A 14,041-nucleotide genomic window follows, 5' to 3' on the forward strand; every position below is an offset into this window, starting at 1 on the left:
AATATCTTTATACTAAGGGCTAGAAACTAACAAAATGAAACTAATTATTCATGGTGGCTTTTTTAGTGAGTCATCTACAAATCTTGAAACAAAAAAAGCGAAGCAAAATGCCCTAGCCGAAATTGTAACGCTCGGACACCAATATCTGCAAAACCATACTGCTCTAGAAACAGTAGTTTACACCGTTGCACTTTTGGAAAACAATGAGCTATTTAACGCTGGAATTGGTTCTCAAATTCAAAGTGATGGTAAAGTTCGCTTAAGCTCCGCTTTAATGGATGGCAAAACTGAAAAATTTAGTGGTGTAATTAATGTGGAAGACATCAAAAACCCAATCGAGGTATCATTAAAATTGATGGATTATGATGATAGGGTTTTAAGCGGAACAGGTGCTCAGGATTTTGCAAGAAAGAATGGATTTGACTTTTTCGATCCAATCATCGCTCAAAGACAAGCAGAATACGAAACCAAGTTAAATCAACAAAATAATAAGGGAACAGTTGGTTGCGTTGCTTTAGATAAAGATGGAAACTTAGCTGCAGCAACTTCGACAGGGGGCAAGGGTTTTGAAATACCTTGCCGTGTAAGTGATTCGGCTACAGTTGCAGGTAATTATGCCAACCAGTTTGCAGGAATTTCTTGCACGGGCGTTGGTGAAGATATCGTAAGTGGTGCATTAGCGGCTAAAATTGTAACCCGGGTAACTGATGGCTTTTCGCTAAAAGACGCTGCCGATAAAAGTTTTAAAGAACTGAAAGCATTTGATGGCTTTGCCGGGGTTGTCGGTATTACCGCCAGTGGCGAAATTTACCATTGCGACTCACATCCTTATATGGTTTGGGCATCATTTGATGTTAATTTAGAGGTATTTAGCTAAAATATCATTTAAAGTATTATTTTTGTTGCATGACTAAAATAGTTGTGGCTTTTTTAAGCCTTTTTGCCTCCTTACAACTTAGCGCACAAAACATAGATAAATCTGATAACCAAGAACCGGGTTTGGGCGGAAGCGCGATAAACATTGCCGTTTCAAAGTACGATTTAGCTGAAGGAAACAACTATTTTGAAGATGCTGAAAGCCTTGAACGCAAAGGCGATTTTAACGAAGCTTTAACCCTTTTCGGTAAGGCCGCATTTGAATTCAATGCCGTTAAAAACCTCAATCTTTATGTACAAGCTTTAACTAAAATGAGCAGCATGCATTATCAGCTGGGTCGTTTTAGTGATGCTGAGCAAATATTGCTAAATGTTGTACTAAAAAACTATTCAAAAATGGGTAGCCGTAGCGGACAAATGACTACCTATAGTTTATTAGGTAAGGTTTATTTGGCTAGCAACAAGTACACGCAATCGATGTGGTTTTACACTCAACAAGGTATTTTAGCAAGGCAGCTAGGCAACAATAATTCTTATATCGAATCTGTTTTGGGCCTGGCACAGGTAAAAATCAAGAAAAAAGATTATACACTTGCAAACCGCGATTTAAACCAGGCTGAACTTCTTTCTCGTTCGCTTAAAAGCACCACATACAAATCGCAGATAAGGGATGCCAGAGAAGTTATTGCCAGTAAAACTTCTTCAAAAAAATAATAAATCTACCTCCCTCAAAGCCAATTTAAGCACAATTTACATTAAGTAGAAATTAGTGAAGGTGCCTACAATCGCAGGGTATAAGACGGCACTATAAAACCCATCAAAATGCCAAGCAGCGATAGGTACAATAAACGGGATTTGCTAGCGGCATTTGAAGAAAGCAGACGCAGAGGCCGCAACTGAATTGTTAACCCTTTGGTGCAGACAGGTTATCCCTAAAGTATCATTTTGTTAACCCATTGCTGACCCTTTCTTTACCCATTGTTAACCCATTCATAACCCTTTGTTAACCCCCTGCTTACCCAAAAGGTTAATAAAGGGTTAATAAACCCTTAGCAAATAGCCTGCAAGAGGTAAAGTAATGGTCATGCTAATGTGGCTTTGGTATGCTTTTAATGCTGTAAAATTCCCATTCTTGCAAGGGGGCTCGAAGGGCGGGGTATTTTAGGGTTAAGAGTTTAGAGTAGAATCTTATAATCAATTTTAACACTATTTAACATAGTGATAATCTTGATGTAAATTTCATATGTCAAAAAGCGCTAAAGTATTCATTTCAAAACAAAAGACGTACATTATCGTTCTTTTAGAAGATTGAAAAATAAAAAGCTTTTAGCTAGATTTGATACGTTTTGAAAAGAGACGGAAATAATACTCTGTCTTTTTTGTTTATTTGATAAAATGGTATCATATTGGCTATATAATATTTGAAATGGATTTTAAATTATTTAAAGAGATGTTGAAGAGAATATTTTTTGTACTATTTACTGCGGCAGTGCTCGCCTGCCAGGCAGCTCCAAAATCTCAACCTATGGTTGATGGTGTAGTTAATGTTAAGCCTGACGAACAGCAGCAGCTTGTGATTAGAGAAGTCGTTAATTTAATTGAAAGCTATAATTATAAAAAGCTTGAAATAAATGATTCTATATCTTCTATTATTTTAGATAAATATATTAAAGCCTTAGATCAGGGTAAAAATTATTTTATTGCTTCTGATATCAAGGAGTTTGAAAAATACAGATATACATTGGATGATGATTTTAAAAATGGCGATTTGAGTGGCCCATTTTACATTTACAATGTTTATGCAAAACGTTTAAACGAATATTTCGCTTATTCTCTGGCGCAAATTAAAAACAAGTTCGATTTTAACCAAACCGATTCATATGTGTACGATAGAGAGAAAATGCCTTGGGCAACCTCTATAACTGCTCTTAATGATACCTGGAAAAAACGTGTTAAATATGAGTTGATTAATTTAAATTTAGCCGGAACTACAGGTCCGAAAGGAATTGAAACTTTAACAAAACGTTATCAGAACCTTCAATCGCAGACTTCTAAAACAAACAATCAAGATGTTTTTCAAATTTTGATGGATTCGTTTACAGAATCGATTGATCCGCACACTAATTATTTCAACCCGGTAAATGCAATTGCTTTCAACGAAGATATGTCGCGTTCATTTGAAGGAATTGGCGCCCGTTTACAGTTAGAAAACGAAGTAGTTAAAATTTCTGAAATTATTGCAGGCGGCCCGGCTTTTAAAGACAAACAATTAAGTCCCGGAGATAAAATTATTGCGGTTGCGCAAGGCGATGGTGAATTTGTAGATGTTGTGGGTTGGAGATTGGATGCGACAGTGGCGAAAATCAAAGGTGCAAAAGGAACTAAAGTTCGCTTAAAAGTGATTCCATCTGGCAAGGAAATGTCTTCAAAACCTGTTATCATTTCGCTTGTTCGCGATAAAATTGTTTTAGAAGAAACTTCGGCAAAGAAAAAGGTTAAAACCATTAACCAAAATGGCAAAGAATATAAAATGGGTATTATCTCGTTACCTGCTTTTTATGCCGATTTTAAAGCCGCAAATGCTGGCGACAAAAACTATAAAAGTACAACCCGTGATGTAAGAAAGTTAATCGATTCTTTAAAAACTTTTGATAAAGTTGATGCGATTGTAATGGATTTGCGTGGTAACGGCGGTGGTTCTTTGGTTGAAGCCATCTCATTAACAGGATTATTTATTGATAAAGGTCCGGTTGTGCAGGTTAAGGATTTACGTGGCAAAATTGAGGTTGATGAAGATGAAGCAACTGGTGTAGCCTGGGATGGGCCGCTTGGAGTTATGGTAGATAGATTAAGTGCATCAGCATCTGAAATTTTCGCCGGAGCGATACAGGATTATGGTCGCGGAATTATTATGGGTAGCCAAACTTATGGTAAAGGAACTGTGCAATCTTCAATTGATTTGAATAAATTGGTTAACCCAAGTATGTTGCAAAGAATTGCAGGTATCATTACCAAAAATAAAACTACTGGTACTGCTCCATCTGGCACAGCTGCATCAGACATTAACCTTGGCCAGATTAACTTAACAATGGCTAAGTTTTATCGTGTAGCGGGAAGTAGTACACAGCATAAAGGCGTTGTACCTGATGTTGTTTTCCCTTCGCTTTACCCAATGGATAAAATTGGCGAAGATACAGAACCATCTGCTTTGCCTTGGGATGTGATTCCAAGTTCAAACTTTAAATCGGTTGCTAATTTAACTGCGGTTAAACCAAATCTGATTAAAAACAGCGAGCAGCGTGTTTCGAACTCTTTAGATTTTAAATACTTGAAAGAAGATATTGCGGAAATGAAAAAACGTGATGCAGAAACTTCGGTTACGTTAAATGAAGCAAAGCTTAAAGCAGAACGTGATGCGCAAGAAACTAAAGCTTTATCTCGTGCTAACGAATTAAGAACAGCAAGAGGTTTACCGGCCTTGAAGAAAGGTGAAAAATCGACTAAACAAGATGCTTACGATTTTATCGAAGATGAATCGTTGCATGTAATGGGCGATTTTATGCAGCAAGCCGGAAGTTATGTTATGAATTTAGGCTTAGGCTCTACTCCAAAGTTTTAAGAAATACTCAGATACAAAAAAGCCGATAGAATTTACTTCTATCGGCTTTTTTATGCTCCATACTTTTTGCAGATACTCTGTTAATAAACAGGATGTAAACGGTATCCCTTTTTGCTCTGGCAGGCCAGACTTACGAAGTTTTACGAAACATCCGAGTTACTAACTTCGTAAGTCTAGGTAAAACACAAAAGATTTAGCGTACAGCCTGACTGATTCATCCGACAAGTAAAGCTTTTGCTTTTCAATTGATATTATTTCTTTGCGTTATTTACTTGGCTTTGCTGCATCGCCATCATTTGCTTCATTGTATTATTCATACCTTCGGTGCTTCCATCAAGGAAAATTACGTTGCCCTCGCTATACTCGGCAAATTGTTTAATGGCTTCCGTCCACATCGTAAATAAAATTACTGATGTATCTAAATTAGCTTGTTGCATTTCGTGGGCAGCATTTGTCATACCCTTTGCAACCTCTTCCCTAAACAAAGCGATACCCTGACCGCGAAGTTGTGCCGCCTCACGCTCGGCAGTTGCCGCAATTTTAATGGCATTACCATCGGCTTCAGCACCTTTTGTTTTTGTAATTAACAAAGCCTGACCTTCGTTTTCTGCAGCAGCCTTAAGGTTATTTGAAGCTACTACACGACTCATTGAGCGCATAATTTCTTCGTCGAAAGTAATATCATTTAGTTGCAAATCTTGCAAGTGGTAGCCCCAACCGTCTAACACTTGGTCTATTTGTTCTTTTACGTGTAGAACGATCTCATTTCTTTGAGCCAATACATTTGCCTGCTTTTGTGTAGCAACATAAGCACGAATTGAACCTTCAATTGTTCTGATTAAAGCCTGCATTAAATTGGTTGCATCAACAAACTTAAAAGCTACATTTTTTATGGTTTCTTCATCCTGATTAATTACAGAATATAAAAGCATTGCTTTAAAATAAACATTTGCCTGATCTTGCGTTACCGCCTGAAACGAAAGTTCTACTGAACGGTTCTGGATTGATATGCGAGAATAAATTTGCTCGATTAACGGTATTTTAAAGTTTAAGCCCGGTCTGAGCAGACGTTGATATTTACCGAAAACTGTTACAACTGCTATTGTACCTTGCTTTACTGTTACAAATGAACTTAATAGAATAATAACAGCAAGAAAAATGAGAATGTAGATAGTATATTCCATAATTAGATTTTTTTTTATGAAGTTAGAAAAAATTTCATATAAACTACCTGAAGCATTTTCGTAGATTTACTTAACTAACTTTTAAAACTGTATGAAAAAAAAAATAATTCTGCCTGCAGCTGCTTTGTTGATTTTAGCTGCTTGCCAAAATGACAAAAGCCATCAGGCAACTGAAGCCGACCAAAGAACAGTATTCTTTGATACGGCCGGCATGGATACGACCGTTAAGCCAGGTGATAACTTTTTCCTTTATGCAAATGGGAAGTGGATAAAAGATACCGAAATCCCTAAAACTGAAACGGGTTGGGGTTCTTTTTATACTTTGTATAACGACAACCTTAAAAATCTAAAGAGTATTTTAGAACAAGCCGCTAAAGGAAATGCATCAAAAGGTACTGCCGAACAAAAAGTTGGCGATTTTTATGCAAGCGGAATGGATTCTGTAACCATAGAAAAATTAGGAATCGAGCCGATTAAGCCTTTGTTATCAAAAATTGATGCCATCAAGAACGATAAAGATTTAGTTAATTTTATTGCTGATGGTTTTAAGAATGCAGAAGGTGATTTACTTGGTTTTGGTATTGAGCCTGATGATAAAATCAGCACAAAAAATGCTTTGGTATTTTCACAAACCGGTTTAAATCTTCCTGAAAGAAGTTATTATTTGGATCAGGATGAAAAAGCAAAAAAAATAAGAACACAATACTTAGCCTATATTTCTAAAGTTTTTGCTTTAGCAGGCGATTCGGCAAATGCTAAAAAATATGCTGATGATATTCTTAAGTTAGAGACAACCATTGCGCAATCGCATTCTACCCCTGTCGAGTTACGTGATCCGGTTAAGAACTATAATAAATTTGCAGTTGCCGATTTCCAGAAGCAAGTACCAACTTTAGATTTTAAGGCAATATTAGGAAAACTTGGAGCAAATGTAGACACTGTGATTGTTCGTCAACCAAAATATTATAAAGCATTAGCATCATTAATCAAAACCCAACCAATAGAGGTTTGGAAAGAAAAGCTAAAATTCGATGCCCTAAATGATAAAGCTTATGCTTTAACGCAAAAATTCAGAGATGCGAGATTTGAGTTTTTTGATAAAACTTTAGCAGGCCGCCAATCGCAAAAAGAGCGTTGGAAATCGATGGTTAACAATACAGACAATAATTTAGGCGATTTATTAGGTCAGTTGTACGCTGAGCAATATTTCAAGCCAGAGGCTAAGAAAAGAATGCTTGAGCTGGTAAACAATTTGCAAAAAGTTTACGAGGATAGAATTAAAAAACTGGACTGGATGAGTGCTGAAACCAAGAAAAAAGCACTTGAAAAACTAAATGCCTTCGTTAAAAAAATCGGTTATACCGATAAATGGAAAAAGTACGATGATGTAGAAATTTCGAAAACTACTTTCTTTGCTAACCTTCAATCTGCTGAAAAAAATCAGTACAAAGAGATGATGGATAAACTTGGAAAACCTGTTGATAAAAGCGAATGGTTTATGACCCCACCAACGGTAAACGCTTATTATAATCCGGCTTACAACGAGATAGTTTTCCCTGCCGGGATTTTACAATTCCCATTCTTTGCATTTAACGCTGATGATGCCATTAATTATGGTGCAATTGGTGCGGTAATCGGCCACGAAATGACTCATGGATTTGATGACCAAGGTCGCCAATACGATGCTACGGGTAATTTAAAAGAATGGTGGACTAAAGAAGATGCTGCTAAATTTAAAACCAAAGCGGATAAAGTTGGTACATTTTACAGCAATTTTGCCTTGTTAGATAATCAGCACGTTAATGGCTCATTGACCATGGGTGAAAACCTTGCAGATTTAGGTGGATTAAATATTGCATACGATGCATTTAAACTAACTAAACAAGGTAAGGAAAACGATAAAATTGATGGTTTTACACCAGACCAACGCTTCTTCTTAAGTTTTGCTCAGGTTTGGAGAATTAAAAACAGAGATGAAACGATGCGTGTACGTTTAAAAACTGATCCGCATAGCCCTGAAATGTTCAGGGTGAATGGACCCGTTTATAATATGGAAGCCTTTTATAAAGCATTTAATGTACCCGCAACTGCTAAAATGTATATTGCGCCAGAAAATAGATTAGGTGTTTGGTAGTAAAACACACTAATTCAATGAGCCACAGATTTTTAGATTAAATAATCTGCAAATCTGTGGCTTTTTTTATTAATTGATATCTGTTTTATGTGGTTGAAAACAAAAGACAGCAATGTTTGTCTTAATTCATATTAAATTCTAAAATATGAATGTAAAGCGCACTTTCGGAACTGTATTAACCATCTTAGGTATCATTGGATTAATTTACGCAGGATATGGTTTTGTAAACCACAGTCAAGATACACGAGGCCTAATGGTTTATGGTATAATCGGATTAATATTCTTTTTATCAGGTATTGGCCTGGTAAAAAACACGAAGGACGAGAGTTAACCATCACAAACGCCTATAATTTGTTGTGAGGATGCTTTGATATTCGTATTATTGCAATCTAAAATCATCCCAAAATTTACTAGATAATTTAAATTATGGGACCAGATATGCGCTATCAACTTATAGGCGAAAAGATTCGTTCGAGAAGAATGGAATTAAATATTACTCAAAATAAAATGGCAGCTTTGTTAAACATCGCTACCGGAACTTATTCGAAGAACGAAAAGCAGGTAAAAGATATTCCATTAGAAAGACTTTTTCATATTGCTTTAATATTAAACTTACCGGCTGAAGAGATACTCGTGCCTTAAACTATTTACCTTTCTTCTTGCTTTTGATAATCAGGTATTGACTGTAGGCCACAAGTGATCCGGCGAGAATGACAATTCCGGCAGATAAAAGATTTTTGGGATTTTGGTTAATATAGAATGCTGCCGCGAAGACTAAAATTATGGCGCTAATGCAAATAATATAGTGTACGTAAATTAAATTTTTCATTAAGCAAATATTCTTATTTTCAATGATATTGATGTAAGCACAGTTTAATCTTTTTGGCTAATTCTATTGTTTTCGAACTTTAACTGGTGTCCAATAAAATCAATATCTGTTAGTGTTTTTATCTTCTTAAAGGCTGTAAAGTTATCATCAAGTGTTAATCGGTTAATTTTATCCTGCTTAACAGAAATTATATCAGCGTATAGAAAGTCGCCTTTGCTATTAACTTTTAGCTGTAAAAGCGGGGCAAAACCATTCGAACCTTTCAGGCTAAACATACCGTATGTGCAGAAATTACCCAAGCTGTAAGCAATAAATTTGTTCTTGTAAACCTCAACCGCACGGCTTACATGTGGGCCGTGCCCTAGAACAACATCTGCACCTGCATCAATTACAGCATGGGCAAATGCATAAACATTACCACGGTTTTCGTTATAAAAAATCTCATTTTTTCTGGTCACATGCTCAAATCTTGCACCTTCGCCACCACCATGAAAAGAAACAATCACAATGTCCGCCATAGTTTTAAGCTTAGCAACGAGTGCTTTTGCACTATCAATTTTATTTATTGAAACTGTATTTTCATTCGGTGCAAAAGCGCAAAAAGCATATTTAATACTATCTTTTTCAAAAACATCAAAAGGCTTGTTCAATTGCCCTGCATAATGAATTTGTAGGGAATCTAATATTCTGGCTGTATTTTTTCGTCCTTTTGCGTCAAAGTCGCCAACGTGATTATTGGCTATACTCAAAACATTAAATCCGGCTTTTTTATAGATACCCGCATAGCGTTCGGGCATTCTAAATGCATAACAATTATTAGGGTTTATGCCATTACATTTTGTAGAATTACCTGAGTTTAAAAAACAGCCTTCTAAATTTCCAAAAACGATATCACCTTTGAGTAAACTGTCTACAGCCTGAAAACTATTTATCGCATCATCGGGTGGAAGGTTTACTTTTGAAGGGAAAGCAGAACCCAGCATGATGTCACCAACAGCAGTAATCGAGATTGTATCTTTTATCTTTCTGACAACAGTATCGGCCTTGTCGATAGGTAGAACTTGAACATTATTGCTTGTACAACTGATAATTGCTATTAAAATGAGGAATGATAAAATTATGCTAGCGGTTAATTTCATTAAATAGTTAATTAAGGTTATGTGCTTCCAATAAATACCTATTGCTTTAAGATTGTGAAATAAATTCAGAATAACAACGATAGTTGAGCGGCGTATGTATAAAAAAATCCTCCAAAATTACTTCTGGAGGATTATATATTTTAATCTACAATTGTAGAACGGCTTATTCAACTGTAAAATCTTTTTTAAATGATTCTAAAATACGTCCGCCCTTGTAAAAATAACGACTGTAATATGGTTCATTTAAATTACTGATAACTACACCACGAGAACTAGATGCGTGAGCAAATCTATTGTCGCCCAAATAAATACCAATGTGAGAAATACTTCTGCTTTTAATTTTGAAGAAAACTAAGTCACCCTCTCTTAAATCTTCTTTTGATAATGGATCAACCATGCTGAAAATATCTCTAGAATTTCTTCTGATGGTTGTGTTGAAAACTTTGTCGTAAATCGCTTTAGTAAATGCAGAACAATCGATGCCTTTTTTTGTATTACCACCGAAACTATAAGGAGTTCCAATCCATTCGTATACAAATTTATATAGCTTTAAATTAGATGTTGCATCTACAGCTACCCCCATAACCTGAGAAAAATACTGTGAAGCTAGGTTATCTGGATCATTTAATTCTTTGCCTGTTTCTTTTGTTTTTGTTTGCGCAAATGCGGCGGAGAGCGTGCAAATAGCGATTAAGGATGAAAACAAAAATTTTTTAATCATGTTATACAGTTATGTTTGGGTACTTCACTTACACATTAACGTACACCACTTAGGGCTTATTGTTCGAGCTTCAAAATTATTAATAATACAAATGTTATCCAAATGTTTATTGTTAAAAACTGAAAGTTATTAACAATTTCCGAATTATAACAGGTTTTTTATGAGTTTATTGCTTAAAAATTTGGAAAATAAATCTCAGTGTTAATATATCTTCCAGGCTTAATTTAACTAAGCCCGACAGCAGCAATTATACTTTTTTGACCTAATTGTTGAAAATTAAGCAGAAACTTTAACAAAAAAGATAATGCGAATGGCGGGGCTACTGTAACCTAAATGCTTCTGTGATTTGCCTTTCTAAAAATATTTATAATTAGGAATAATTTAGCTTTTGCAGAATTAAATTTTATTAGAATTTAGAATGTATATTGTGAAAACTTGCAAAGTTTAACTTCTATAAAATCGGTTACTCAAAAGAAATGCTTCAGATTTTGTTTACTTAACTGTAAAACAACTGTTAAGTGATATTTTAGCCCTATTATTATGATGTTTTTACAATAGAAAGTGACAAAAATTACAATAAAAAAATTAGATTTGCTGTCGCAAAAAACAAATAACCTTAAAATGAGTGCAGTAGAAATAAATAAAGATACCTGGTTGAAGTGGTTCGAGTCGATGTTGCTTATGCGCAAATTCGAAGAAAAAACAGGCCAGTTATACGGACAACAAAAAATTCGTGGCTTTTGTCATTTATACATTGGACAAGAAGCTGTAGTTGCAGGAGCAATATCTGCAATGCAAAAAGGCGATTCAATGATTACTACTTACCGTGATCATGCACATGCTTTAGCTTTAGGCGTAACTGCCGATAGCATTATGGCTGAAATGTATGGTAAAGCGACTGGTTGCTCTAAAGGTAAAGGTGGCTCTATGCACATGTTTAGTAAAGAACATAACTTTTATGGTGGTCATGCAATTGTTGGGGGTCAAATTCCATTAGGTGCTGGCGTTGCTTTTGCAGAAAAATACAAAGGAACCGATAACGTTAATATTTGTTATATGGGCGATGGCGCTGTACGCCAAGGTGCATTAAACGAAACTTTTAACATGGCTATGCTTTGGAAATTGCCTGTTGTTTTTGTTTGCGAAAATAATGGTTATGCAATGGGTACTTCGGTACAACGTACTACAAACATGACTGATATTTATAAAATTGGTTTAGGTTTCGATATGCCTTGTGCACCAGTTGATGGTATGGACCCGGTTGCTGTACATAATGCAATGGACGAGGCGATTCAACGTGCTCGTAAAGGTGAAGGACCAACTTTCTTAGAAATGAGAACTTACCGTTACCGTGGTCACTCAATGTCTGACCCTGCTAAATACCGTTCGAAAGAAGAGTTAGAAGATTATAAAGCAAAAGATCCGGTTGAGTTAGCAAGAGAAACTATTCTTAAAGAAAAGTATGCAGATGAGAAATGGATTGAAGAAGTAGAAGCTAAAGTTAAAGCTACTGTAGATCAGGCTGTGAAATTTGCCGAAGAATCTCCTTGGCCAGATGCATCTGAATTATACAAAGATGTATATATGACTGAGAACTACCCTTACGTAATGGACTAATATTTTTTAAAAGATTTCAATTAATTAGATATAATGGCTGATGTAATTAAAATGCCCAAAATGAGCGACACCATGACCGAAGGGGTTTTGGCTAAGTGGCACAAAAAAGTAGGCGATAAAGTGAAAAGCGGCGATGTTTTGGCAGAAGTAGAAACTGACAAAGCAACAATGGATATGGAATCTTACTGGGATGGTGTTCTTTTATACGTAGGTGTAGAAGAAGGAACTGCTGTACCGGTTGATGCTATTATGGCCGTTATTGGTAAAGAAGGCGAAGATTACAAAGCGGCTTTAGAGGCTGAATCAGGAAGTCAGGAGTCGGCAAGTCCGAAGTCTGAAGATGCAGCGCCTAAAGCTGAAGATAAGAAAGAAGAAGCTGCTCCTGCTCAAGGTGGCGGTTTAAGCGAAGAAGAATTAGCTGCAAAAGGTGTTACAGTAATACGTATGCCTTTGTTAAGCGATACCATGACTGAAGGCGTTATTGCCGAATGGCATAAAAAAGTTGGCGATAAAGTTAAGGATGATGATGTTTTAGCTGATGTAGAAACCGATAAGGCAACTATGGAAGTTATGGGTTACGCCACTGGGACTTTATTGCACATTGGTGTAGAAAAAGGTTCTGCTGCTAAAGTTAACGGCATTATCGCTATCGTTGGTCCGGAAGGAACTGATGTTAGTGGTATTTTAGCTGGCGGTTCTGCTCCTGCAGCAAAAGCCGAAAGCAAAGAAGAAGCTCCGAAAGAAGAAAAACAAGCTTCTACTGCTGATGCGAGTTCATCTGCTCCTGTTGCAGAAAGTTCATCAGATAGCCGTGTGAAAGCATCGCCTTTGGCTAAGAAAATTGCTAAAGATAAAGGCATTGATTTATCGCAAGTTGCAGGTAGCGCAGAAGGTGGTCGTATCATTAAAAAAGATATTGAAAACTTTAAGCCAACTGCTGCGCAAGCGGAAAGTGGAAAGCCTAAAGCTGAAAGCGCTGGTAGTCCAGCTGCTGCTGCTCCGGTAATTCCAACATTTGTTGGCGAAGTTAAATTTACTGAGCAACCTGTTTCGCAAATGCGTAAAGTTATTGCAAAACGTTTGGCGGAAAGTTTATTTACTGCTCCACACTTCTATTTAACTGTAAGTATCGACATGGATAATGCAATGGCTGCCCGTACGGCAATCAATGCAGTGGCTCCTGTTAAAGTATCTTTCAACGATTTAGTGATAAAAGCAGTTGCTGTAGCATTGAAAAAACACCCTGCGGTTAATTCATCATGGGGTGGCGATAAAATCCGTTTCAACGAACATACTAACATTGGTGTTGCTATGGCAGTTGAAGATGGCTTATTAGTACCTGTGGTTCGTTTTGCGGATGGTAAATCATTATCTCACATTTCTGCTGAGGTTAAAGATTTCGGGGGTAAAGCAAAAGCTAAAAAATTACAGCCTGCAGATTGGGAAGGTTCTACTTTCACGGTTTCTAACTTAGGTATGTTTGGTATCGATGAGTTTACATCAATCATCAACTCTCCTGATGGTGCAATTTTATCAGTTGGCGCTATTCAAGCTGTGCCAGTTGTTAAAAATGGCGCTGTAGTTCCAGGTAATGTAATGAAGTTAACTTTGGGTTGCGATCACCGTGTGGTTGATGGTGCAACCGGAGCACAATTCTTACAAACATTAAAAGGTTTATTAGAAGAGCCAATCAGATTATTAGCGTAAGCTTTCAATTGGATAATAGAATATCAAAGCCATTTCTGAAAAGGAATGGCTTTTTTGGTTTTAGTGATTTGCTAATTACTGTCGTCACTCTGAATTTATTTCAGAGTCTCATCGATAAAATAGATGCTGAAATAAATTCAGCATGACGTAATCGCTAGATATGTTCCACTATAACCTGTAAATCTGTGGCAAACCGAAACCACTTTACTTTGTTA

The 14,041-nt window shown here is 36.4% G+C and carries 12 protein-coding genes; 8 read left to right on the forward strand and 4 right to left on the reverse strand.

The features are described 5' to 3' along the window. Positions 1–34 precede the first annotated feature (34 nt). The 3 genes from R2Q16_RS14485 (at position 35) to R2Q16_RS14495 (ending at position 4,495) form a co-directional block, all read left to right on the forward strand. Positions 35–877, forward strand: a complete 843-nt coding sequence (locus tag R2Q16_RS14485; RefSeq protein WP_316737957.1) for an isoaspartyl peptidase/L-asparaginase — start codon at positions 35–37, stop codon at positions 875–877. Positions 878–906: 29 nt separating this feature from the next. After that, on the forward strand, positions 907–1,590 hold the full coding sequence (locus tag R2Q16_RS14490; protein WP_316737958.1) for a hypothetical protein: 684 nt from the start codon (positions 907–909) through the stop codon (positions 1,588–1,590). A gap of 712 nt (positions 1,591–2,302) precedes the next feature. Then, positions 2,303–4,495 carry a carboxy terminal-processing peptidase gene (locus R2Q16_RS14495; protein WP_316737959.1) on the forward strand — a complete coding sequence of 731 codons (2,193 nt, stop codon included), beginning with the start codon at positions 2,303–2,305 and terminating at the stop codon, positions 4,493–4,495. A 251-nt stretch (positions 4,496–4,746) separates the two neighbouring features. Here R2Q16_RS14495 and R2Q16_RS14500 read toward each other — a convergent pair whose 3' ends face one another. Further along, positions 4,747–5,679 (reverse strand): SPFH domain-containing protein, encoded by a 933-nt coding sequence (locus tag R2Q16_RS14500; RefSeq protein ID WP_316737960.1) that lies wholly within the window; start codon positions 5,677–5,679, stop codon positions 4,747–4,749. A 91-nt stretch (positions 5,680–5,770) separates the two neighbouring features. On the opposite strand from R2Q16_RS14500, the gene R2Q16_RS14505 reads away from it, so the two are divergent. From R2Q16_RS14505 to R2Q16_RS14515, 3 genes are all read left to right on the forward strand, one after another. Next, positions 5,771–7,813 (forward strand): M13 family metallopeptidase, encoded by a 2,043-nt coding sequence (locus R2Q16_RS14505; protein ID WP_316737961.1) that lies wholly within the window; start codon positions 5,771–5,773, stop codon positions 7,811–7,813. A gap of 145 nt (positions 7,814–7,958) precedes the next feature. After that, entirely contained in the window at positions 7,959–8,144 is a 186-nt protein-coding gene (locus R2Q16_RS14510) for a hypothetical protein (protein ID WP_316737962.1), read from the forward strand. A 95-nt stretch (positions 8,145–8,239) separates the two neighbouring features. Continuing rightward, positions 8,240–8,455 carry a helix-turn-helix transcriptional regulator gene (locus tag R2Q16_RS14515; protein ID WP_316737963.1) on the forward strand — a complete coding sequence of 72 codons (216 nt, stop codon included), beginning with the start codon at positions 8,240–8,242 and terminating at the stop codon, positions 8,453–8,455. A 1-nt stretch (position 8,456) separates the two neighbouring features. On the opposite strand, the gene R2Q16_RS14520 is transcribed toward R2Q16_RS14515, so the two are convergent. The 3 genes from R2Q16_RS14520 to R2Q16_RS14530 form a co-directional block, all read right to left on the reverse strand. Further along, positions 8,457–8,642, reverse strand: coding sequence for a hypothetical protein (locus tag R2Q16_RS14520; protein ID WP_316737964.1), 186 nt, complete (start codon positions 8,640–8,642; stop codon positions 8,457–8,459). A gap of 44 nt (positions 8,643–8,686) precedes the next feature. Further along, on the reverse strand, positions 8,687–9,781 hold the full coding sequence (locus tag R2Q16_RS14525) for a CapA family protein (RefSeq protein ID WP_316737965.1): 1,095 nt from the start codon (positions 9,779–9,781) through the stop codon (positions 8,687–8,689). Between the two features lie 163 nt (positions 9,782–9,944). Further along, on the reverse strand, positions 9,945–10,502 hold the full coding sequence (locus R2Q16_RS14530) for a C40 family peptidase (protein WP_316737966.1): 558 nt from the start codon (positions 10,500–10,502) through the stop codon (positions 9,945–9,947). A gap of 621 nt (positions 10,503–11,123) precedes the next feature. On the opposite strand from R2Q16_RS14530, the gene pdhA reads away from it, so the two are divergent. Further along, complete coding sequence (gene pdhA / locus R2Q16_RS14535; RefSeq protein WP_290242890.1) at positions 11,124–12,119, forward strand: pyruvate dehydrogenase (acetyl-transferring) E1 component subunit alpha; 996 nt, start codon at positions 11,124–11,126, stop codon at positions 12,117–12,119. A gap of 33 nt (positions 12,120–12,152) precedes the next feature. After that, on the forward strand, positions 12,153–13,826 hold the full coding sequence (locus R2Q16_RS14540) for a pyruvate dehydrogenase complex dihydrolipoamide acetyltransferase (protein WP_316737967.1): 1,674 nt from the start codon (positions 12,153–12,155) through the stop codon (positions 13,824–13,826). Positions 13,827–14,041 lie beyond the last annotated feature (215 nt).

Source organism: Pedobacter aquatilis (assembly GCF_032678425.1).
Taxonomy (GTDB): domain Bacteria; phylum Bacteroidota; class Bacteroidia; order Sphingobacteriales; family Sphingobacteriaceae; genus Pedobacter; species Pedobacter aquatilis_B.